The 23,080-nt window shown below is 46.3% G+C and carries 15 protein-coding genes; 3 read left to right on the plus strand and 12 right to left on the minus strand.

Annotated features, from left to right (window positions below):
- Positions 1-218: 218 nt before the first annotated feature.
- The 9 genes from QUA20_RS24400 to nfi form a co-directional block, all read right to left on the minus strand.
- The gene (locus tag QUA20_RS24400) at positions 219-1,301 is read right to left on the minus strand and encodes an AI-2E family transporter (RefSeq protein ID WP_333191855.1); all 1,083 of its coding nucleotides are present in this window, start codon (positions 1,299-1,301) and stop codon (positions 219-221) included.
- Positions 1,302-1,564: 263 nt separating this feature from the next.
- Positions 1,565-2,638, minus strand: coding sequence for a D-alanine--D-alanine ligase family protein (locus QUA20_RS24405; RefSeq protein WP_333191856.1), 1,074 nt, complete (start codon positions 2,636-2,638; stop codon positions 1,565-1,567).
- A 693-nt stretch (positions 2,639-3,331) separates the two neighbouring features.
- A complete protein-coding gene (gene miaB, locus QUA20_RS24410) occupies positions 3,332-4,675 on the minus strand; it encodes a tRNA (N6-isopentenyl adenosine(37)-C2)-methylthiotransferase MiaB (RefSeq protein ID WP_333191858.1) in 1,344 nt (447 codons plus the stop codon).
- 196 nt (positions 4,676-4,871) lie between these two features.
- The gene (locus QUA20_RS24415) at positions 4,872-6,011 is read right to left on the minus strand and encodes a DNA cytosine methyltransferase (protein ID WP_333191860.1); all 1,140 of its coding nucleotides are present in this window, start codon (positions 6,009-6,011) and stop codon (positions 4,872-4,874) included.
- 187 nt (positions 6,012-6,198) lie between these two features.
- The gene (locus QUA20_RS24420) at positions 6,199-6,627 is read right to left on the minus strand and encodes a hypothetical protein (RefSeq protein ID WP_333191862.1); all 429 of its coding nucleotides are present in this window, start codon (positions 6,625-6,627) and stop codon (positions 6,199-6,201) included.
- Between the two features lie 149 nt (positions 6,628-6,776).
- Positions 6,777-8,777 (minus strand): FHA domain-containing protein, encoded by a 2,001-nt coding sequence (locus QUA20_RS24425; protein ID WP_333191863.1) that lies wholly within the window; start codon positions 8,775-8,777, stop codon positions 6,777-6,779.
- A gap of 104 nt (positions 8,778-8,881) precedes the next feature.
- Complete coding sequence (locus QUA20_RS24430) at positions 8,882-9,412, minus strand: FHA domain-containing protein (protein WP_333191865.1); 531 nt, start codon at positions 9,410-9,412, stop codon at positions 8,882-8,884.
- A gap of 476 nt (positions 9,413-9,888) precedes the next feature.
- Entirely contained in the window at positions 9,889-10,116 is a 228-nt protein-coding gene (locus QUA20_RS24435; protein WP_015175252.1) for a KGG domain-containing protein, read from the minus strand.
- A 451-nt stretch (positions 10,117-10,567) separates the two neighbouring features.
- Complete coding sequence (gene nfi, locus QUA20_RS24440) at positions 10,568-11,221, minus strand: deoxyribonuclease V (RefSeq protein ID WP_333191868.1); 654 nt, start codon at positions 11,219-11,221, stop codon at positions 10,568-10,570.
- A gap of 625 nt (positions 11,222-11,846) precedes the next feature.
- Between nfi and QUA20_RS24445 the strand changes: the two genes are divergently transcribed.
- Together QUA20_RS24445 and QUA20_RS24450 are read left to right on the plus strand one after the other, a co-directional pair.
- Positions 11,847-12,680, plus strand: coding sequence for a prohibitin family protein (locus tag QUA20_RS24445; protein ID WP_333191870.1), 834 nt, complete (start codon positions 11,847-11,849; stop codon positions 12,678-12,680).
- A 205-nt stretch (positions 12,681-12,885) separates the two neighbouring features.
- A complete protein-coding gene (locus tag QUA20_RS24450) occupies positions 12,886-15,960 on the plus strand; it encodes an EAL domain-containing protein (protein ID WP_333191872.1) in 3,075 nt (1,024 codons plus the stop codon).
- 538 nt (positions 15,961-16,498) lie between these two features.
- Here the strand turns inward: QUA20_RS24450 and gcvP are convergent.
- Positions 16,499-19,450: an aminomethyl-transferring glycine dehydrogenase gene (gene gcvP / locus QUA20_RS24455; protein WP_333191874.1), complete on the minus strand. Its 2,952-nt coding sequence runs from the start codon at positions 19,448-19,450 to the stop codon at positions 16,499-16,501.
- Positions 19,451-19,761: 311 nt separating this feature from the next.
- A complete protein-coding gene (gcvH, locus tag QUA20_RS24460; RefSeq protein ID WP_333191876.1) occupies positions 19,762-20,151 on the minus strand; it encodes a glycine cleavage system protein GcvH in 390 nt (129 codons plus the stop codon).
- A gap of 59 nt (positions 20,152-20,210) precedes the next feature.
- On the opposite strand from gcvH, the gene QUA20_RS24465 reads away from it, so the two are divergent.
- A complete protein-coding gene (locus QUA20_RS24465) occupies positions 20,211-21,053 on the plus strand; it encodes an alpha/beta hydrolase (protein WP_333191878.1) in 843 nt (280 codons plus the stop codon).
- A gap of 102 nt (positions 21,054-21,155) precedes the next feature.
- Here the strand turns inward: QUA20_RS24465 and gcvT are convergent, their stop codons facing one another.
- Positions 21,156-22,307 (minus strand): glycine cleavage system aminomethyltransferase GcvT, encoded by a 1,152-nt coding sequence (gene gcvT, locus QUA20_RS24470; protein ID WP_333191880.1) that lies wholly within the window; start codon positions 22,305-22,307, stop codon positions 21,156-21,158.
- Between the last annotated feature and the right edge of the window lie 773 nt (positions 22,308-23,080).

The following is a 23,080-nucleotide window of genomic DNA, read 5'->3' on the forward strand; positions in this document are numbered from 1 at the left end:
AATCAAACTCTTGGTTGTGAGCGATCGACGTTCACGTAGAAACGGGGTTTTTGACCCCGCCTGCATCGAGGACAGCAGCTAAAGCACCCGCAAAGCCTAAACCTAAAGCAGGAAGTAAAAAACCTGTAAAGCCTCAAGCTAAAGTAGCAACTCAACCTCAGCCAAAATAGCCGGCAAAAACTTCCTTAAAATCTTAAATATGAACCGAGTTGGCAATTTTATTGCTCTATAGATTTAATGGAACTAACCGAATCTATTTCCCTTGACTTGTTCCTCGAAATTTCCAAAGTATCAACAGTATTCTTAATAAAACCAGCCATCGGCACAGCAACTAACAAACCTGCTACTCCAGCCACCTTAACCCCCACCAGCAGCGACACTAAAATCCACACGGGATTGAGACCGATAAAACTGCCTAATAACCGAGGAGCAACTCCGCTTTCAATTACTTGCTCAATTATTGTAGCGACAGCTAAGACTGTGACGCCGAGCCAAAAGTTGTTTAATGTGATCAACAAACTGACAATACAAATACTGAAAGGTGCCCCGAAGGGAATCATGGTCATTACACCCACACCCAAACCGAACAGCAGTCCGAAAGGAACTCGCAAAATTAAAAAAGCAACAGTCATCGACAGTCCCATCAAACCCGCCAAAGTTGCTTGCCCGACGAAGTAGTTGTGGAAGCTTCGCGCCAGCAACTCTCGCAATTGAAGGTTCAGCTTGGAGGGAAACCATTTAAACAAACCTTCCCAAAGGCGATCGCCGTGCAAGAGCAAGTAAAATGTCAGGACTATTGTGAGGAGGGAATTCAGCAGACTGTCTGCCGCACCCAAGCCAAATTTGAGAATTTCGCCAGTGAGAGACTGCAATTGAGATGAAAGTCGATCGCTCAATTGGGTAGTCAAACCGCTAACATCAATGCGGAGATTGCGATTTTCCGCCCACTTGTGAAACGCTTCCATCTGTTCTGTGCCAGAAACTATCCAAGTCGGCAGTCTGGTGGCGAGTTCAGTGATTTGGTTTAGCAAAATGGGAGCTAGAGTCAGACCTAAAACCACCAATAGCAGTAAAGTAAAAAAGAATACCGACAAAACTGCTCGATCGCGCTTCAAGCCGTATCTGTGCAGAAAGCGTACTGGATAATCTAGCAAAAAAGAGAAGACTGTAGCGACAATCAAAACTGTAATCAGGGCGCGAAAATATTCAAAGACTAGGAGGGCTAACCAGCAGTTGAGTACCGCCAGGGGAAAAAACAGTCCGTAAGTCCACCAATGCGGAATTTGAGTTAAACGTCTCATCTAAGTTAACCGAGTTAAAATTTGAGATGCAAGATGTGAGATTGACGCTGCTATTCGCTGTTCTCAGTTAAACATTTTATGTTGCATTTAATTTATACTAGCCTGCTAAAAATTGCCAGTTGCTCGACCAGCACCAGAAATAGGGCTGCGGGCAGGCACTGCCTGCCACAACCATGTTATATCGTTTCTGCTGGCATGGATATATTACCTGCAAAATAATTTATTTTTTGCTCTTGACACAAAAGCAGTTTGCCGCTCGCGATTCAACCTTTTTCACCGTGCCGTTCGAGAGCTAATTGAATTAAACGGTCTACTAATTCCGGGAAAGAAATGCCGTCCGCTGCCCACATTTGCGGATACATACTGGTAGCTGTAAAGCCGGGAAAAGTGTTAATTTCATTAATCAAAACTTCTCCGGTTGATTCAATGTAGAAAAAGTCTACTCGCGCTAAACCTGCCGCGTCTACAGCCAAAAATGCTTGTACTGCCATTTCTTGGATTTGCGAGACGATCGCACCGCTGACTTTTGCCGGGATTGAGCAGTCGGCTTGTCCCAGGGTATATTTAGTTTCGTAGTCGTAGAAATCGCTTTGAAAAGTAATTTCTCCCACGGTTGAAGCTTGGGGATTATCGTTACCCAAAACTGCACATTCTAATTCTCTAGCAACCACACCCGCTTCGACAATTATCCGCCTGTCGTAGCTGGCGGCGCTATCGAGAGCTGCTTCTAACTCAGCCCGCGATCGAGCTTTAGCAATTCCCACAGACGAACCCAAATTAGCGGGTTTAACAAAGCAAGGATAGCCCAAAGCTGATTCAATTTTGTCGCACAGCTTGGGGAAAACGCAAGGATTAGACCAGATTTCGGAACGGTTGACAGCGATGTATTTTACCTGCGGCAAACCAGCGTGAGCAAAAGCCATTTTCATGGCAATTTTATCCATTCCCAGGGCCGAACCTAAAACCCCGGAACCGACAAAAGGAATTTGCATTAATTTCAGCAACCCTTGCACCGTACCGTCTTCGCCATTTGGCCCGTGCAAAACAGGGAACCAAACATCTACGGCATTAAAATTAGGAAACTGTGCAGACGCGGCAGAGTCGTCTTGTCCGGGTTGTTCCTCTATTTCCACAGGTTTTCCGGTGGCTAAGACTTGTTGAGGTAATGTTCCCGACAGCCAGCGGCCGTTTTTTTGGATGTAAAAGGGCAAAACTTCGTATTTAGAGGCATTTTCGTCAGCAGCGAGGGCGCGGGCGATCGCCCGCGCCGAACTAATTGAGACTTCGTGTTCGCCCGATCGCCCCCCGAACAATAGCCCGATCCGCATCGTTGTCATTTTTCAATACTCCTAGGACTTTTCGACAAATATACACGCAGTTAGCGCAACTAACCCAGAGACGAACTGCTTTAAGACTATTTATCTCCTCTGTCTCCTGTGCGATCTCTGCGGTTAAAATCCCCTTCCCGCCTGTGAAAAGCCTAAATTCCCGCCCGGTCATTTTCAGTTAAATCGTTGCCACAATCCACAGCAAACAGCCACCGTTAGTCAAAAATTGCCTCCCCTAAACAGCTTAAAATCGAATCATTTCCCTCAGCATTCGATTCCCGGTTTCTGGCTTTCACTTGAAACAGTTTATTTCCTTCATCGTCCTTCAGCGCAGCCCGATATTCCGGGAATCAACAGAAACGCTTAATACTCCAGCCATCCTCAGTTGTCGGAATAGTTGTTTACAGCAAAATGCGAATTAGTTTATTCATAATTTGCTGCCGATATTCAATTATATTGTTTCCGGTTGCACCGGAATTATATAGAGGACACGGCAGTGCCGTGTCCCTACCGGGATTAATTGTAGGGACACGGCACTGCCGTGTCCTAGCTGTGGGTAATATTAATGCCGATGCTACCGGATTTGATATTACTTATTTCCACAAATCTAGTTGCGATTTAACCACGCTACAATTTCAGTTTAGAGTATTGAGTTCGCCAACATTATTTGTGGGAATTAAACTCAAAACTCAAACATCAAAACTATTTCAGCATTTCTCCTGTCAAACTAAAAGCGCGAATATCTGTAATTTTAACCCGCACAATTTTACCCGCCAATTCAGCAATATCGCCCTTAAAAAATGTCAGACGATTGCCGCGAGTGCGTCCCATCACTTGAGTTGAATCTTTGAGATTTTGGACTTCCACCAAAACCTCTTCAGTGCGTCCGAAATAGCGCTGCGATCGTTCCATCGCCGTTGTTGTCACCACATGATTGATCCGTTGCAGGCGATCGGCTTTCACCTCCTCACTCAACTGATTTTCCCACAAAGCCGCCGGCGTTCCCGGGCGAGGAGAATAAGCCGCAGTATTCACCAAATCGAAACCAACGTCTTCGATCAACTTCAAAGTCTTTTCAAACTGCGCTTCCGTCTCCCCAGGAAAACCGACAATCGCATCCGCAGTAATCGACGCATCCGGCATATAACGGCGAATTGTATCAATAATCCGACGGTATTTTTCCTGAGTATAACCCCGCGACATCGCCTTCAAAATATCATTATCTCCCGACTGAAAAGGAATGTGAAAATGTTCGCAAACCTGCGGTAATTCCGCACAAGCCTTAATCAATCTTTCCGTAAAATAGCGCGGGTGGCTAGTAGCAAATCTGAGGCGATCGACACCCGGCACATCCTGCACAAAATAAAGCAAATCCGTCAAAGTATGCTGGTTGCTGCCGTCCGGTTTTGTTCCCGGCAAATCGCGCCCGTAAGCATCAATATTCTGCCCCAATAAAGTTACTTCCTTGTAACCTTGGCGGCCCAAATCCTCCATTTCCGCGCGAATAGCCTCCGGCATTCGCGACTGTTCAACCCCGCGAACATTCGGCACAACACAATAAGTGCAGCGTTCATTGCAGCCGTAAATTACATTCACCCAAGCCGTCACCTTGCTGTCGCGGCGCGGCTTAGTAATATCCTCCATAATCTCAACAGCTTCAGTCGCCACCACTTGATTGCCCTCAAAAACTTGTTCCAGCAAATCTTCAAGTCGGTTAGCGTGTTGCGGCCCCATTACTAAGTCTAATTCCGGCACTCTCCGCAGCAGCGCTTCACCTTCCTGCTGCGCCACACATCCAGCTACAATTAAAGTTAAACCCGGTTCTTGGCGCTTGCGATGAGCTTGCCTTCCGAGGTTAGAATAAACTCTTTGTTCGGCATTGTCGCGAATTGTGCAAGTATTGTAGAGAATCAAGCTAGCTTCGTTCGGGTCTTCCGAGAACTCAAAGCCCATATTTTCCAGAATGCCGGCCATCCGTTCCGAGTCGGCTTTATTCATCTGGCATCCGAAAGTAGTGATGTGATAGCGGCGGGGTTTAACGGTCATGGCGAATTGCAGGCAAATAAAAAATATAGGTTTTCAACCTTAACAATTTATTATAACACTTCTATGTTAAACAAGATACGTCTGGTAATTGGGAATTTTAGTAATTGTAGGGTGTGCAATCCCCTCCTAACCGCTACAAAGAGTTTTAGAGACGCGACAAATTTTGCGAATTAGCGTATCTGGCTATTCGGTTTTTTTAGTTAGATAAAAACTGTAAAATTGTTTTGGCAATACCTTGTGCAGCCAAATAAGGAACCCCATTGCCAACAGTTTTAAACATATTAGTCAAAGTCATCTTAGCCGGAAGTGCAAACTCTTTTGGCAGTGACTGAACAGCCAGTGTTTCTGCAACAGAAAGCCTGCGAAGTTTGTAAGGGTGCAAGTGAACTTCGTTATTGCCGTAACAAGCTGTCGGCGAATAACGCCACCGATGCAATCGCTTGAAAGATTTTTTTGAATCATCTCCTTCATCAACGGAAGCAAACCGCTTAATACCAGCTTTGGGTTGAAAATAGTGTTTGGCATTGGGATGGTTGAGAACGTCATTTCTTTGGAACCAAAATTCAACAGTTAACTCTTGGGGAATGCCATCAGGACACGGCAAAAAACCATCACCTGCAAAGGCAGTTATATCAGGCCAAGGATGAGAAAAAACTTCGGATTTTGGATAGAAAATCTGACTTTGCCAAGGAAATAAACTTTCGGATAACATTTGGCTTTTTTCATTTATAGAAATGCCCAGATTTTTGATCAGGTTTTTTCTAAAGCCAATCAAAATAATTCTATCTCTATCTTGCGGGACACCGTATTCTATCGCATTAATTAAACGTTCTGCAAAAACGTATCCCGACTCAGACAACTGATTTTTGAGTGCGTCGTAAAAAGCTTTATGTTTTTTTGTTATCCACAAACCTTTGACATTTTCAAATAAAAAGAAATCTGGCTGCTGCTGACAAATCAATTCAATGTATGAAGCTGAAAGTTGACCTTTATCTCCTTCTTGACCTCGGTTTTTGCCACCAATAGAAAAGTCAGGACAAGGCGGTCCCGCGATAAATCCCACAATGTTGTGAAACTTGCGGGCATCCTGCATCAATTCCCGCAGGCGAAAAGCTGGTTCTTCCCCTACAAGTCGAGTTACATCTGCTTCCTCTCCTTCGCAATATCCGTATTCTGGTAGCGGCAAATTCAGGCACTGCCGAGAATAGCGGTATGCTTGCATGAAAGGTGGGAAAATTTCATTGACATACGCTACATTAAAGCCGATCGACTCAAAACCCAGATCGAGCAACCCTGAACCTGAAAAAAATGAGAAAATACAAGGAGGACGGTGCATTGAAGGATGCCAGCAATTTTGAGTTGAGCTTACTATAAATTATGTTGGGTGCCCAGGGATCGCTACACCTGACTGTAAATTCTGTAGGGAATTGAGAATTGGGAATTGGTAGAATAGCCGGAGCGGGTTTATTAGATTATGGGTTTGAGGCGATTATTGCGAGTAAAACCCGCCGCTACAGGTATTATTACAACCATTGACCGCCTCGGAAACGCCAGTAAGGAAAGAAAATCCGCATCAGTGTTTGCGACGCCAGATAAATAGCCAGCCACACTAAACTATAATGCAATGCAAAAGCTCCCAAGTCAAAATCTTGTGCAGGTATCCCGGGCAAACCTATAATTTTGATTAAAAATAACACAAAAAGTGCCTCCCAAATCCCAGCGAGCAATTGAAATACACCGGGCCAATCTCGATCCCAGCGAAACTGCTGGATCGAAATATATAAAGCATCCCAGCCGATGCCAAAAATCGCTACATACCCTAAAATCCAGAAAAATATTGAGCCTGATTGGGAGGTAATTAAACCCATAAAAAAGGGCAGGGTTACTAAAACGCCTACGGTTGCAAATAGCAATAACCGAGTTTGCCAGCGGCCGAATAAGGTGGGAGTCATGCGATTTTAGATTTTGGATTTTAGATTTTAGATTGAATGGAAAGGTTGTGCGATTTTGGATTTAGATTTTAGATTTTAGATAGAACGCGAAGCTCTGTTAAATCAATTAAATCTTATAAATTGCTTGTTGCCGAACTTCGTCATTCAAGTTAGTCGGGAGATTTATTTAAAATCCACTTCCACCACTGCACGAACGATCGCCAAACGCTCAATTTCCGCACACCCGGAACTCGGTTGGCGGCCAGACTTTCAACCGAACGCAAGGCGGCGTATTGCAAGCCCAAAAAACTGTCTACCGGCGCGTAAGGCCCCCCCAAAGTAATCGCGCCTGCTGCGTATACCCTGCCTTCTGTGTTGCTAGCAGAAGTGTTGCGCAATTCGGGCACTTCAAAATCATTGTTAACACTCAGCCGCCCCAAACCGTTGAGGGGAAGATTGTATTGAGCTACCAAATCGTTTAACAGGGGACTGGTTTTTACCTTAGCGTCCAAACCCGTAGCATCAATAATAAAATCAGCTTCTAACTTAATTTGCCCCTTGAGTTCCTTCTCCTGAATGTACGTCACCGTGCGGTTTTGACTGTCGCGCTCGACTCGCTCGACTTCCCCGAAGGTAATTTGATACCATCCTTGACTTAAACCTTCTTTGACAATCCGCCGCCAGTCGCTGCGCTGGGCTGTGGTAGTGCCGCCCCAGTCTGTGAGCAACTGCGGCCGCAATTCAGGCGCGGCTTGTTCCAAAAGTACGCGGAGTTCCCCGCCCCAGCAAGCTTTCGGCCAGTTGAAAGGTTGAAATTCGTAGTGATTTTCGACGCTGCGCTGAGCGAGGTTAAATTTGTTGCCCTGGGGTTTGGGCGATCGCATCAAATGCAATACTTGAATGTTGCGATTGCGCTGTCGCGCTTCGTAAATCCGCTGCACCACCCGCGAAGCTACAATTCCCCGGCCTCTAATTAACACGCTGCCGCCGCTGGCCTCCAATTTTTCGTAAACGCCGTCGTGGTTTTCGTAAGCGTTGACAACCGACTCAAAATCCTGGGTTTTTTCGCGGTAAGCTTGCAAATCCGGCAAAAATTGAATGGCGGGATAGCCGGTGGCTAAGTGTACGTATTTGGCGATTAAAAAAGCGTGGTCGCGGTGATCCGCATTCGATCGAGAATAAGCGATCGCGTACCTGCCGTCATCTATTTTGCGAATTCCCCGCACTCTACCGTAGCGAAACATCTGATTCCACCCTATTCGATCGACTTCCCTGTCAATAGAATCAAACACATTCCCCGCGCGAGGCGTATAAGTTTCGGCAAAAGTCGGTTCGGCAAACACCTGCCACATCAACTTCAACGACATCCCCAAACGCCCTTTGAGTAATTCCTGCCAAGCTTCCCGCAAAGCATAGGGAGGCCAGCCCCAAATGTTGTCTGGACAGGAGTCAGAATTCGATCTTAGGCGTTCCCGCAGCGGAATTTGAGAATTTAGGCACAGACGCCGATAGCGGGCGTAAGGTTGCTCTTCCATGCCCAAAACCGCTATTCGATCGGTTTTCACCCCGCAAATTCTCAGCAAATCCACCCAAATAAAGCTGCCCAAACCGCCGCCAACGGCAGCCCAATCAACTTCTGCCACAGGGACTCCCATAGATTGGAGCGATCGCATATTCACTTGAGAAGCGTGCAAAAATGCGATCGGCGGAAATTCTCCCGTACTACGTGTTTGAGGAAGCTGCAACACCATTTGCTGCCCCCGTGGGTCTGGCCCATTGGTCTGCGGGTTAAAGAAAATGTGAGAATTGACTGAGGGCGTTTCTGGGGAATTAATAGCAAAAGAAATGCCGATCGCGTAGGGGCCAACTTGCAGCATATCCCCGTTTGCCAGCACGCACCGGGTTTGGCGAACGCCGTTAACAAAAGTACCGTTGCGGCTGCCCGTGTCAGTGAGTACGATACTGTTACCTTCGGTGCCAATCACTGCGTGAAAGCGAGAAACTTGGCTGCTGCTGAGCGCAATTCGAGAAACTCGTTCCCCGTTGAGTGTGGCGGGCATAGCTTCAAAAATTCGTCCCAAAGCGATGGGTAAGTCGAGTATCGGGGATCGACAATCCCCCGTAGCTGTATCTGTCCAAGTCAGTCGCAGGCGCAAGGGTTGAGAATTCATGATTATTTTTTAAACATCAGCCTTCAGCTTTGAGCTTTCTGCAACAAAGATTTTTGAAATTGAGAGTGTTTAGCGGATAGGCCGATTTTCCCTTTTTCAAACATTCACGGAGAGATCATCACACTCGCCGCAGCCGCCAAAGAAGTACCGCACCACGGACACCCCGCATTCAACTGCGCGTAAGGCGAAATTCGAGTGCACTTCGGACACTGCAAACCATATTTTGAAGGCCCCGTCGGCCCAGAGTTAACCGGTGCGGGAGGCCCGGACAGCAAAACTGTCTGCGGCGCGGCTACCTCCACCTCCGTCACCTTCACCACCTCGATTTGCACTTGGCCTAAATGGATGCGGCTTCCGGGACTCAATTTTGCTTCGCCTCGGGCGAGAATTTTTCCGTCAACCAGGGGCGGATTGCTTTCGCGCAAATTCCGCACTGCATACTCCTGCAATTCCTGATTAAAAAATATTTCAACCTGCAGACCCGATACGCTGGGATGGGAAAATACTATATCGCACTTCGCCGGATCGCGCCCGAGCCTCACGGTTCCCGGATTTTTGCTCGGCTGTCCGTTTTGAATTGTCAGAGTTTGACGCACCCCAGCTTCTGTCCATGCTAAAGTGAGCTGGCTTGTCATGATTGTATAGTTTGCTCAAAAATATAAAAAAATATTAGCTGATTTATTTTGAGCACTGACTTCCTCACCAAAAAACTTAATTAGAATTATTGACGCCGACTCGATCGAACTTCTGAAAATATTATGTGCAGCTAAACAAAAAAGCCCCGAAGTCAGGGCTTTTTGTGCTCGTATTGGCTTTTTTTGAGAGACTGACTAGCGCTTGCCAGCTTTTCTTTCCCACAAAATTATTCACCCCAGTGCAGCTTTGTTAAAATTTTGCTGTTAAAGATTTGCCAGCGATTGCTAAAAACTAATTGCTGTGGGGTTTACAGATTTGCGAAGCTTTGGTGCGGTAATAACGAATTTTGGAGGTATGGCGATCGAACTATCTCGGGAAATTCGCTCGCCCCACCTCCTCAAACGCTCAGTGTCCTAGTGCTATCTCTCAAGCTGCAACTGTGCAATCTTTCGTTGCAGCGCCAGCCTGGAGAGACTTATTCGCTCTTGCGGCTTTTCCGACCGCCTTCGCGACCAATTTGAGCCATGTGTTCGCGATTTCTGCTGACAGCTTCGCCGCCTTTTTGACCAGCTTCTCTGGCTTCTTCAGGGGTGAATTCGTGTGCAGTTCCTTTCTCGTGTGCAGCTTTTCCGCCTTTGCTAGCAATTGCGCGCTGTTTTTCTGCATCCATAGAAGCGAATCCGCGTTTGCTTTTCTCAGCCATGACTGTCTCCTTGTTTTTTTTCTGATTTTTTAGCTCGATCGCGCCTTCGCCTCCCACTGTCGTGGTTGCTCCCAGTCAGTGGTGAGATATCCGACGGTAAATTATGAAACCTCATCAGACGAATCTCTGCTTTTGGTTTAACTCGCAGAATGAATATTTCATAATTTACAAATGTGAACTAAAAATAGTTCACGCCCGGGCACTATAGTTAGAGCCGCCAATGTTTAAGCAGGTTACTGTCTTTCAATCATTGTAGAAACCCCCCAACTTTTATACCTCTTTCTCAGGTATAGTCATTCTTTAGTTCGCTGGAAGGATGGAAGCCAAAGCTGATTGGGGGTAGACTCAGAGGATTTTTTGACTTAACGGCGACACCTCAAAAATTAAAAGTCCCAAGAGGGATGCTTTTTTGCCTTTTTACTTTTTTTTTGATGCCTTCCGCGCTTGCCAGTTATCCCGATGTTAGTTGGTCTGCCGATCGAGTTGTTTCTGGTAAGCGATATTTTGGGGCGCAGCGCAGGACGTACTCGATCGCGCTTTTCAAGTTTACCTTATGGCCTATGGAAACATAAATCGGTTTTACCCCTGTTTGCGTCCTCAGCGCTGCGCCTACCGTTGCTCCCTCCAGCAGCAAGGGTTCCCAACTGCCCCGGTCGAGCCCGACTTCTGAATGTTCTCCAATAAATCGATTTTTGGCAACTCCGATGGTCGCAATCCCTGTCAACACCCCCAAATGGCAGGCAAGACCGAACCTGCGGGGATGGGCTAGTCCTTGACCGTCGCACAATATTAAGTCTGGCCTCAAACTGATATTTTCCAAAGCCTCAAGGACTGCCGGCACTTCTCGAAAAGACAGGAAACCCGGAATATAAGGAAAAGTTGTAGGACTGCGAACCACAGCTTGCTGCTGCAACTGCAAGTCGGGAAAGCTCAGAACTGTTACAGCGGCCCGCGATACGTCCTCTGCAATGTCGTAGCCGACATCTACGCCTGCGACGTACCGAACTGTCTCCAATTTATTTTCGGTAATTACCTCTGACCGAAGCTGTTCTTGAATGGCGATCGCCTCTTCAATTGTCTGCGGCCAAGGGTGTCGCTGCAACATTAGGCATCTTTATTTAACCGTTCTCATCTAAGTTTAACTTATTTTCTGGCATTTTTAAACTCAGATTTTTATCCTTTTACGCTATAAATTCACAGCTTGCGTAAGGAGTCTTTCTTTATACTCTGGAGGTTTGAGTAAGGCGGGCCGAGGCTTATTCTACAAATAGAGTCTGTACGTCGGAGAATGAAATTCTATCTTCCGCGGCTTGACCAACCCGCAAAGGTTTCACTGCCGCTCACCTAAAATTTTCTACTCAAACTTCACAAAAAATACCTATTTGATGCTGATTTTTTAGCTTTCTAGAAAGCTTTATCTTTGCGATCGCCATTTTATCGCTTGTCGGAGAGCGATCGAGCTATCTATTTACTTCTGCTTTATCTAAAAAATTCCTCTTTGTCAAGATGATTGAAACATTTATTCATCAATAATCTCACCCAGCTACAAGTGCCAATGTTCATCCCCGCTCATCTAGCTAAGAAATTCCCAGACCCTCACAAATATATGACTTTTATGACAAAAAATAAATGAATTTATGAGTTGTTGCACCTTTAATATGAAGTTATAATTTTAGATAATAGCGAATATAAAACTAACATCAAGTAACACAACATAGGTAAATTAACATATGAAAACCATGCAAAGTGTTCGGTACAACCTAGCTCTCTACATCGTCGGTGGCATCGTCTTCATCATCGCCGCCTTAATTTTAAGACCTTTTACCATCGTCGGCGCAGGGGAACGGGGCGTCATGATGCGCTTTGGCAAAGTTCAAGACGCTATTTTAGATGAAGGCATCCACCCGATTTTACCGATCGTCACCTCTGTAAAAACTCTCAGTGTGCGGGTACAAAAAACAGACTTGAAAGCAGATGCAGCCTCCAAAGATTTGCAAAGTATTACTACACATTTGGCAGTCAACTGGAATGTCGATCCGACCAAAGTCAATCAAATTTTCCAACAAATAGGAGACGAAGAACAAATTGTTACCAGCATTCTGAGTCCGGCAATTTCGGAAGTTCTCAAAGCAGCAACTTCTAAGAAAACCGCAGAAGAAATTATTACTAAGCGCACGGAACTCAAAACAGAAATCGACAACAGCCTCAAAAAGCGTTTAGAACCTTACGGCGTCATTGTCAGAGATGTTTCGTTAATAAATTTTGGCTTTTCTCCAGAATTTAGCAAAGCCATTGAAGCCAAGCAGATCGCAGAACAAGAAGCTAAACAGGCAGAATTTACAGTTAAAAAAGCAACCCAAGACGCTCAAGCCCAAATTAATCGCGCTAAAGGTCAAGCCGAATCTCAGCGCTTGCAGCGGCAAACTTTAACTCCTGAAATTTTGCAGCAGCAAGCGATTGAAAAATGGAACGGTCAGTTTCCGACAGTAATGGGAGGAGGTGGAACTTTGCCCTTAATTAATATTGCGCCGCCGAGCTCTCAAGCTGCAATTCCTGCTAAATAAGCTGCTGCGCATCTCGATTAACGGAGCGCGGGGAGAAGGGGACAGGGGGAGAGAGTCCGAGGTAGAGAGGAATAGAGGGTTTTCACTGCAGAAGTGAAGATGTGCTTTTTTAAATGCCCAACAGCAAGCGTATAAAATACAACTAACAACTAAGGTTAAATCCCGCTTACTTAAGTACCAAGATAGAATTTACGTGGCGCGAACCATGAAAAACGCTAAAGTAAGAAACAACTCGGAAATTGTAAAGGTTTGCTTGAAACTTCGGCTGATGGGAGATCGCGAGAACCAGTCAATTTCTAATTTAGGTGAAGTGGGGAGTGCCGGCGATCGCCATACTGCATCAAAAGCACTGTGGCTGCGCGATCGAGCATTGGCAGCTACTAGCAGCGGCATTGTCATTGCTGACGCCAATGCACCCGATTGCCCCATAATTTATTGCAATCCGGCCTTTGAACGGATGACAGGTTACTGCGCCAGTGAAATCTTGGGGCGCAATTGCCGATTTTTACAAGGTCCGGATACCGATCGAACTACTGTAGCTAAGATCCGCGACGCCTTGCGCCAAGGTCTAGAAATCAAGACAACAATCAAAAATTACCGCAAAGACGGCAGTCCTTTTTGGAGCAAATTGTCGCTATCTCCCGTGCGAGACGACAGCGCTAATTTGACTCACTTCGTAGGGATTCAGTCGGACTTGTCGGAACGCATCTGTGAAGTGCACGAAGCATTGCAGCAAGCTAACGACCAACTGCAAACGATTTTGGAAGCAGTTCCGGGAACAGTATCTTGGATTAGCTCGGATTTGCACTATTTGGGGGTTAACCAGCACTTAGCCAAACTGCACGGTTTGCCGCCGTCGGCATTTGTCGGTCAAGATATCGGTTTTCTGGGCGCTAGCTCGGATTTTAACTCTTTTGTGGTGGAGTTTTTTGCTGGCGACGCTACGGAAGCGGTTAAAGAACTCAGCGTTAAGGTGAAAACTGATGGCGGAGAGTCGGCGGGATACTATTTGATTGTTGCTCAAAAGTACGATCGCGGCAAAGCAGCTTGTCTGGTAGGGATAGACATTACCGAGCGCAAGCGGATAGAAGAAGCTCTGGTGCTGACTCGCAAGGCGGTGGAAAGTTCGAGCGACGCGATCGGGATCAGCGATGCGAACGGCACTCACATCTATCAAAATCAAGCATTTTCTCAGCTATTTGAATGGGACACCGCAGAGGAATTTAAGCTAGCCGGAGGTATACCGGCAGTTTTTGCTGACCCCGCAGTCGCCAGCGAGGTACTAGACACGATCGCCCACGGTTATTCTTGGTCTGGTGAAATTACCAACCGCACCAGAAGCGGCGAAATGTTGCAAGTGCTGCTGCGGGCCGATGCTATTAAAGACCGCACAGGGAAAATAGTCGGTCGGATTTACATGAATACCGATATTACCGATCGCAAGCGCACGGAACAAGAGCTGCGGCAAAGCGAGAAGCGCTTTCGATCGTTGATTGAAAATGCTAGAGACATTATTGTGATTCTCGACGAGAAAGGCTTTTGTCGCTATGTCTCTCCTTCCCTAGAGCGGATTTTGGGCTACCCGACGGCGGAAGTGCTCGGCAGATCTGTATTTGACTTGATTCACCCTGACGAATTGCTGATAGTGGATCAAGTGTTCAAAGGTGTCATGCAAAAGCCGAAAGTTAGCCTGGGCATGGCCGAATACCGAGTGCAGCACAAGGACGGTTCCTGGTGCGTGTTGGAAGCGGTGGCGACGAATTTGCTCGACGAACCTTCGGTGCGGGGAATTGTGGTCAACTGTCACGACGTGACTGAGCGCAAGCTGGCTGAAGAGCAATTGTTGCACGATGCTTTGCACGATGCGCTGACGGGGTTGCCGAACCGGGGTTTGTTGACTGACAGGTTGGGGCAAGCTTTTGCGCGTGCGCAACGGCATCCAAGCGATCGGTTTGCGGTGCTGTTTCTGGATTTGGACAGGTTTAAGGTGATTAATGACAGCCAGGGACACCGCACGGGCGATCGGCTGTTGGTGGCTGTGGCTCGCCGTCTCTTGACTTGTTTGCGGCCTGGCGATACGGCGGCGCGTGTGGGGGGAGATGAGTTTGTGATTTTGCTGGAGGAAATTCAGGGTGTTGATGAGGCGATCGCCCAAGCAAAGGAAATTCTCCAAGCGATCGAACGACCGCTTTATTTGGAAGGGAATAAAGTTTTAATTACTGCTAGCATCGGCATTGCTTTGAATACCGACAAATATCAGTGGGCAGGAGATATTTTGCGCGATGCTGATATTGCGATGTACCGCGCCAAAGCTCTCGGTAAAGCTCGCTACGAAGTGTTTACCAGTTCGATGCACACTCGGGCTGTGGCTTTGATGAACTTGGAACACGATTTGCGGGAATCGGTTGAAGAGCTGAATTTGAAACATTCAATAGTGAATTTAGGATGTGGAGCGGCGCAGGAAAACTCGCCTACGAGCGAAATCGAGCGGAAGTTGGAGCGTCCGAAATCGCAATTTGTTCCTTTTAAATTGGAATGTCCTTTTACTGTTTATTACCAGCCGATCGTTTCTTTGAAAAGTGGCTCAGTTATCGGATTTGAGGCGTTGGTGCGCTGGCTGCACCCGGAACGAGGTTTAGTTTCCCCGATGGAATTTATTGCGATGGCGGAGGAAACAGGGCTAATTACGCCTTTGGGTTTGTGGGTTTTGAACGAAAGCTGCCGCCAAATTATCAAGTGGCAGAGTTTGAATTTACCTGTGGGAAATTCGGGATTGACAGTAGCAGTAAATCTTTCCGGGAGGCAGTTTTCGGAACCGGACTCGATCGAGCAAATTAAGCAAGTTTTGCTGGAAACGGGTGTGGATGCTCGCTGTTTGAAGTTGGAGATTACTGAGAGTGTGCTGATGGAAGATGGGGAAGTGGCGGCGGGGATGCTTTCGCAGTTGAGAGAGTTGGGGATTGAGCTGTGCATTGATGATTTCGGGACTGGTTATTCGTCTCTGAGTTATTTGCACAGGTTCCCGATTAATATTTTGAAGGTCGATCGCTCTTTTGTCAGCCGCATCGGGGAAAAGGGCGAAAATTTGGAAATCGTGCGGGCGATCGTCATGCTGGCCAGCAGTTTGGGGATGAAAGTAGTGGCAGAAGGTGTCGAAACCGCCGTCCAGTTGGCTCAAATGCGGGCGATCGGCTGCGAGTACGGTCAGGGGTTCTTTTTCTCTAAACCTCTCGACAGCGAGGCAGCTACAGCCTTGTTGAGCCGATCGCCGAAATGGTGAACTGAACCAAATATTTAATTTGTATATTGAAAAATATTAAAACTATTGCGCGGTGCGCTTATTAGAGAATCACACGATTTTAGATTTTAGATTTTAGATTTTAGATTTAAGAAAGCGACCCCACTGATAAATCCGGCGGCTTGCGATCGGAATTCGGAGCTTTTTTCTCCCTCCACGAATGAATCCGGGGGCTTGTGACTAAATTGCTTGATTGTCAATAAGGGCGATCGATCTTTTGCTAATCGATGCCTGGAGTGTTAAAGTTACACTTTAAAAATTAGGTGTTGCTTAATCTGGGTATGAAAAAAATTCAGTTGAAAATCCCGAAGCTTTGTGGATACTGGTTTCTGTGACTTGCATCTTTAGCCTTTCATACCGTAAATCAGCAACGCCTGTTGCATTCATCTTTTATTTTACTGGGGGCTTTTGTAGTTTTTTATTAAATCTTTTTCAGCGCGTTTATGTAGGGTAAGGTGCGCATTGCGCACCTACACTTTATCTAGGGTCAAGTGCGCCTTGCGCACCCGGAGAAAGCGATTTAACCTTGACTGTAAGCCTCCATTGGCAAACAAGAACAAACAAAATTGCGATCGCCAAACGCATTATCTATGCGGCCCACCGGCGGCCAAAACTTATATTCGCGAGTCCAAGATGCCGGATAAGCCGCTTGCGCGCGAGTATAAGGACGATTCCACTCATCAACCATCAGAGATTCTGCGGTGTGCGGCGCATTTTTCAAGACATTATTTTGCGCGTCAACATTACCTTTTTCAATTTCCGCAATTTCGCCTCGAATCGCAATCATCGCATCGCAAAAACGATCTAATTCCTGTTTAGATTCGCTTTCCGTCGGTTCCACCATTACCGTACCAGCAACCGGCCAAGAAACCGTCGGCGCGTGATAGCCGTAATCCATCAACCGTTTAGCGATATCTTCGACTTCAATAGTCGCAGATTTTTTGAGCGATCGCAAATCTAGAATACACTCGTGCGCCACCAAACCAGCTTTCCCTTTGTACAAAACCGGATAATAAGATTCTAAGCGTTTTGCCATGTAATTAGCATTAAGAATTGCTACTTTTGTTGCCTCAGTTAAACCCCCTCCTCCCATCATCCGAATGTACATCCAAGAAATAGTCAAAATGCTAGCACTTCCCCAAGGCGCTGCGGAAACAGCACCAACTGTTGACTGTTGACTGTTAACTGTTGACTGTTGACTGTTAAGAATAGAATGACTGGGCAAAAATTCTACCAAATGAGACATTACCCCAATCGGGCCCATACCAGGGCCGCCGCCGCCGTGGGGAATACAGAAAGTTTTGTGCAGATTCAAGTGACAAACATCAGCACCAAAATCACCGGGGCGGCACAAACCAACTTGAGCATTCATATTGGCGCCGTCCATATAAACTTGTCCGCCGCAGTTGTGGACAATATCGCAAATCTCTTTAATTTCTTCCTCAAAAACGCCGTGCGTAGATGGATATGTCACCATCAAAGCCGCCAGTTCATTTTTGTGTTTCTCGGCTTTTTTATGTAAATCCGCAACATCAATATTGCCCTGAGAATCGCACTCGACAGCAACTACTTTCATCCCCGCCATCACCGCGCTAGCCGGGTTCGTACCGTGGGCTGACTGGGGAATCAAACAGATATTTCGGTGAGATTCGCCTCGGTGTTCGTGGTATTGGCGAATAACTAACAAGCCCGCGTATTCGCCTTGGGAACCGGCGTTTGGCTGCAAAGAAATTCCCGCAAAACCGGTGATTTCTGCCAGCCACTGTTCTAGCTGCACGAACATCATTTGATAGCCGCGAGTTTGATCGCGGGGTGCAAAAGGATGTATCTTGCCAAATTCCGCCCAAGTCACCGGCATCATCTCTGCTGTTGCATTCAATTTCATTGTGCAAGAACCCAACGGAATCATCGATGTATTTAGCGATAAATCTTTGGCTTCTAAACGGTGCAAATAGCGCAAAAGTTCAGTTTCTGAATGGTAGCTGTTGAAAACTGGATGGGCGAGATAGCTGCTGGTGCGATCGCAAAAATCTGGTAACGTCAAATATGAATTCAATGCGTCGGCATCCAGCGGAATGTTAAGAGCATTCTGCCCGTCTGCCCTGATATAATCCTTATCCTGTGCAAAAATTTTCCACAACTCTTGCACATCTTCAACGGTGACAGTTTCATCTAACGTGATTCCTACTGTCGAATCATCGAAAACTCGGAGATTAATTTTGCGAACTTTAACAGCTTCTAGAAGTTCTGACAGCGGTTTGTCTCCCAATTCTACTCGCAAAGTATCGAAGAAAGGTTGAGAACCAATTTTGTATCCGAAACTTTTCAAACCGGATGCCAAAAGTGCAGTTAAAGTCCATACTTTCTCAGCAATGTCTTTCAGTCCAGACGGCCCGTGATAAACAGCATACATACTCGCCATCACTGCCAGCAAAACTTGAGCAGTACAAATATTGCTGGTTGCTTTTTCGCGGCGGATGTGTTGTTCGCGAGTTTGCAAGGCCAAACGTAAAGCAGATTTGCCGTTGGCATCTTTAGAAACGCCGACAATTCTCCCCGGAACTTGCCGTTTAAACTCTTCTCGCGTGGCGAAATAGGCTGCGTGGGGCCCTCCGAATCCCATCGGCACTCCGAAGCGCTGAGTGCTTCCTACGGCTATATCCGCGCCGAATTCGCCGGGGGGTGTGAGCAAGCAAAGGCTCAAAATGTCGGCGGCCACTGTGACTAATGCGCCGACTTCGTGTGCCGATCGAATAAAATCCGTATAGTCATAAATTGCGCCGTCTGTGGCGGGGTATTGCAGGAGAGCGCCGAAAATTGTACGATCGAACTCAAAGCTTTGATGGTCGCCGACAATTACCTCAATTCCCAGCGGCTTAGCGCGAGTTTGCACGACTTCCACAGTTTGAGGGTGGCAATCTTGGGAAACAAAAAACGCTTTTGCCTTATTTTTACTCGCGCCGTAACTAACTGCCATCGCTTCGGCCGCAGCAGTCCCTTCATCCAGCAAAGAAGCGTTGGCAATTTCCAAACCTGTGAGGTCAATTATCATGGTTTGGAAGTTCAGTAAAGCTTCCAATCGCCCTTGAGCAATTTCGGCTTGATAGGGAGTGTAAGCTGTATACCAGCCGGGATTTTCTAGGATATTCCGCTGAATGACGGGGGGAGTTATGCAGTCGTGATATCCTGTGCCGATGTACGATCGAAATACCTGATTTTTGGCAGCAATTTCTTTCAATTCTGCCAAAGCGCTGTACTCGCTTTGCGCTGCGGGAAGTTGTAGCGGTTGAGAAATGCGAATCGCCGCAGGAACCGTTTTGTCAATCAACTCATCGAGGCTGGAAATGCCCAAAACATTGAGCATTTGCTGGATTTCGCTGGGTGTCGGGCCAATGTGTCGGCCCGCAAAACCACCGATGGGGGAAAGGTTTTGCTGCTGACTGGGTTCAAGTTGAGGGCTGTAAAGTACCAAGGCGGATTCTCCTGAATAGACTTTTGCTTCTTTGTTTGTAACATTTTGCTAAGAAAACCAGGAAGATTTTCTGCGTCTATCAAAGTCCGACAGTCCGACAGGGGTTTCAACCCCTGTCTCACAGCTAAAGTGGTCGGTCGCCGACCTTAGATTAAGCCGCACTTATCGCAAATCGCCGCGCAACTGCTTAGTATTTCAGTCGTATTTAGACGACTTGTGCTATAAGCCCCGTGGGTTTCAACCCCTGGCGGATTGTGGAGGAATCAACGAGCCCTAGCCCCAAATTCCCACTCAAAACCCAAAACTCATAACTACTCGCCTTCCACCATTTTGCGATACTCCGGGGCCGAGAAAGCCTCGTCTGCGTCGCTGGTGTTGTCAACGCGCACTTTCAGCAGCCAGCCAGCGCCATAGGGGTCTTCCGCCAAATTTTCGGGAGACTCTATAATTTCATCATTGCGTTCTACGACTGTACCGGTAACTGGTGCTTTCAAGTCTTCAACGGCTTTCACTGACTCGACTGTACCGAAAGCTTCGCCTTTTTCCAACTCTGCACCGACTTCTGGCAAATCTAGAAACACGATATCGCCGAGTTGGTCAACTGCAAAGGCACTAATGCCGATGGTGGCAATTTCGCCTTCGAGTCGGATGTATTCGTGGGTGTCTAGGTATTTCAAGTCATCGGGGTATGTTAGTGCCATGTCTTTTCTCGCAATAAAAAAGTATTAGTTAAATCTTATTCAACTATGAGCCTTTAGTAATGACTAAGTGGAACAGAAAAAATATTAAACGCTTGCTTTTCGGAGAATTTTCTCTCAAACGACTTATGAAATCTCTAATTTTTATTTACGCATTTCTGTGTTTTTACGCTTTCTTTTTTTCAGAACGGCTAATTTTCCAACATCCCCCATCTAGTCAGAGTGATAGCATGGAAGTTATCAAAGTTAGCTCAGCTAATGGCGTGAAAATTTCTGCTGTTCATTTTCCTAACCCGCAAGCTAAATATACCATACTTTACAGTCACGGGAATGCGGAAGACTTGGGCGGGATTTTATGGGTACTCAGAGAGATTCGAGATAGCGGGTTTGCTGTGTTTGCCTATGATTATCAAGGTTACGGCACGAGTCAGGGAAATCCTTCTGAGTATAATACTTATCGTGATATTGATGCTGCTTATAATTATTTAATCCAACAGTTGAGAGTACCTGCAAACCAAATTATTCTTTACGGGCGTTCTGTGGGCGGTGGGCCGGCAATTGATTTGGCGTCGCGGCAAAAAGTCGGCGGTTTGGTGGTTGAAAATTCCTTTGTTTCGGTTTTTCGGGTGTTGACGCGGATTCCGATTTTACCCTTTGATAAGTTTGTGAATATTGATAAGATTGACAAAGTTCGATCGCCTGTTTTGGTGATTCATGGTAAGGCTGATGAGGTGGTTCATTTTTGGCATGGAGAGCAGTTGTTTGCAGCGGCGAAGCAGCCGAAATTAAATTTTTGGGTTGATGGGGCGGGTCATAATGATTTGATGGACGTGGCGGGCGATCGCTATGCTGCAACTTTGCGAAAATTTGCTAAGCTAGTAGATGAATCTTCTCGACCAATATGAGCAACGGGCTAGAAGCCCGTGCCACAACAACACATACACTTACACTTTCTTGTGAATCCTTCCTCTAAGCAACGCCCCTGAATTAATGCTCACCTACTTAAGTTAACTGGGGCGGTTTTGCGAGCGATAAAATGGTTTTTTCACCACACTAGCCGGATAGTTTTTACCGCGAATTTCGACCTCTAATTGCTGACCGATTTTAGCTAATTTTGCCGGAACAAATGCGAGGGCTACTGGCCGGTTTAATGTAGGCGATAATGTACCGCTAGTAACTTCTCCTACTGTTTCGCCTTCAAATATTACCGGATAGCCGTGGCGTGCAATGTGCCGCCCCTGCATTTCTAACCCTACCAACCGCTTCGATACTCCACTCGCTTTCTGCTGTTCCAAAACCTCGCGACCAATAAAATCGCCTTTGGTGTCGAGGTGAACTACCCAACTCAATCCAGCCTCTAAAGGCGTGATATTGTCGTCTATATCTTGACCGTAAAGAGCCATTGCTGCTTCTAAACGCAAAGTATCTCTCGCACCCAAACCGCAGGGCACAACCCCAGCAGCTAACAGTTTTTGCCACAGTTCTTTTCCTACTTCGGCATCCACCATGATTTCAAACCCATCTTCGCCGGTGTAACCAGTTCTGGCAATAAAACTCGGCTGTCCCAACAGATTTGTTTCTAAGTGACCGAAAGCCTTAATTGGTGCGAGGTTGTCTTCCACAAAAGGCTGGAGATAGTTAACAGCTTCCGGCCCTTGAATGGCAATTAAAACTTTATCTTCGGATATGTCTGTAAAACAGAGTTCGCTCAATTCTAAGTGCGTGGTTATCCATGCTTTGTCTGGGATGCGAGTGGCGGCGTTGACAATAATTACTGCACGTTCTTCCTTAGTAATAGCGTCTGGTTCTTGGCAGTAGAAAATAATGTCGTCTAAGATGCAGCCTTTGGCATTTAGCAAGACTGTATATTGAGCTTGACCGGGTTGCAACCGGCTCAAGTCTGAGGGTACTAAGGGTTGAAATTTTTCTATTACTTTTTTTCCTGTCAAACCAAATTTTCCCATGTGGGAAATGTCGAACATTCCTGCTTGCTGGCGTACTGCTTGATGTTCGCTGCTGATGCCTGCGTACTGTACTGCCATCTCCCACCCGGAAAAGGGCACCATCCGGCCTTTGAGTTGTAATGATAGGTCGTACAGAGGCGATCGGGCAAGTTGGATCGGACTCTCTGGATTGTTGGGTTCAGTTGACTTTGCCACAGGTAGCGCTTTGTTTTTGCGGGTAGACTGTTTTGATTTTACGGGAAAATTGGTTTTCAGGGTGTGCGGCGCGATCGAATTTAAACACGGGGTGCTACTGTTTCGGTACAAAGCGCGATCGCATTTAAGCACACGGTGGTACTGTTTGCGTACAAATTAGGATAGGGCAGTGCCGTTTATTTAATCTTTTTTATGGAGAATAGCGGGTTCGAACCGCTGACCCCTACAATGCCATTATTCATATATTTTGCCTGTAATACTTATTTTGTATAGCTTTTTAGCATTCTCAATAACTGATATCCCTCTTCTGTCACTAAGCGGAAGAAGAAAATAAAAATTCACTCTCATTCATCAAGTGAGAGAAGGGATTTGGGTAAAAATTCATTAACGCCTTTAATCGAGCCAAGCCTGTAGATAATTGTGGAATCGGAAAAACTTTTAGCCACTGTTGTATCAAGTTAAAGCTAATTAAAGGTTGCAGCATTAATCTCAAGTTGTTTATATGGTTCTGACAACTGTTTTTTTCATCAAGCGTCTTGATGTTGCTCAAAGCGGTGAAGAAGTGAGAAGTTTTTTGCGGATGAAGTGCTGGGTGATGAAGCCTGGGAGTTAACTGCTGTATTAGACCTAGTATAAAGGCCGATCATCAGGTAAGCACTACAAACGATTTCCCACCATTTTCCAATCTGTGAATATTAGACATCTCCGAAAACAGTCAAAGCCTCTGTGTAGTTAAGCTCCTTGACGTAAATGTAATTATCCTAAATTAGCTA

It is taken from the genome of Microcoleus sp. Pol7_A1, assembly GCF_036701085.1.
GTDB classification, from domain to species: domain Bacteria; phylum Cyanobacteriota; class Cyanobacteriia; order Cyanobacteriales; family Microcoleaceae; genus Microcoleus; species Microcoleus asticus.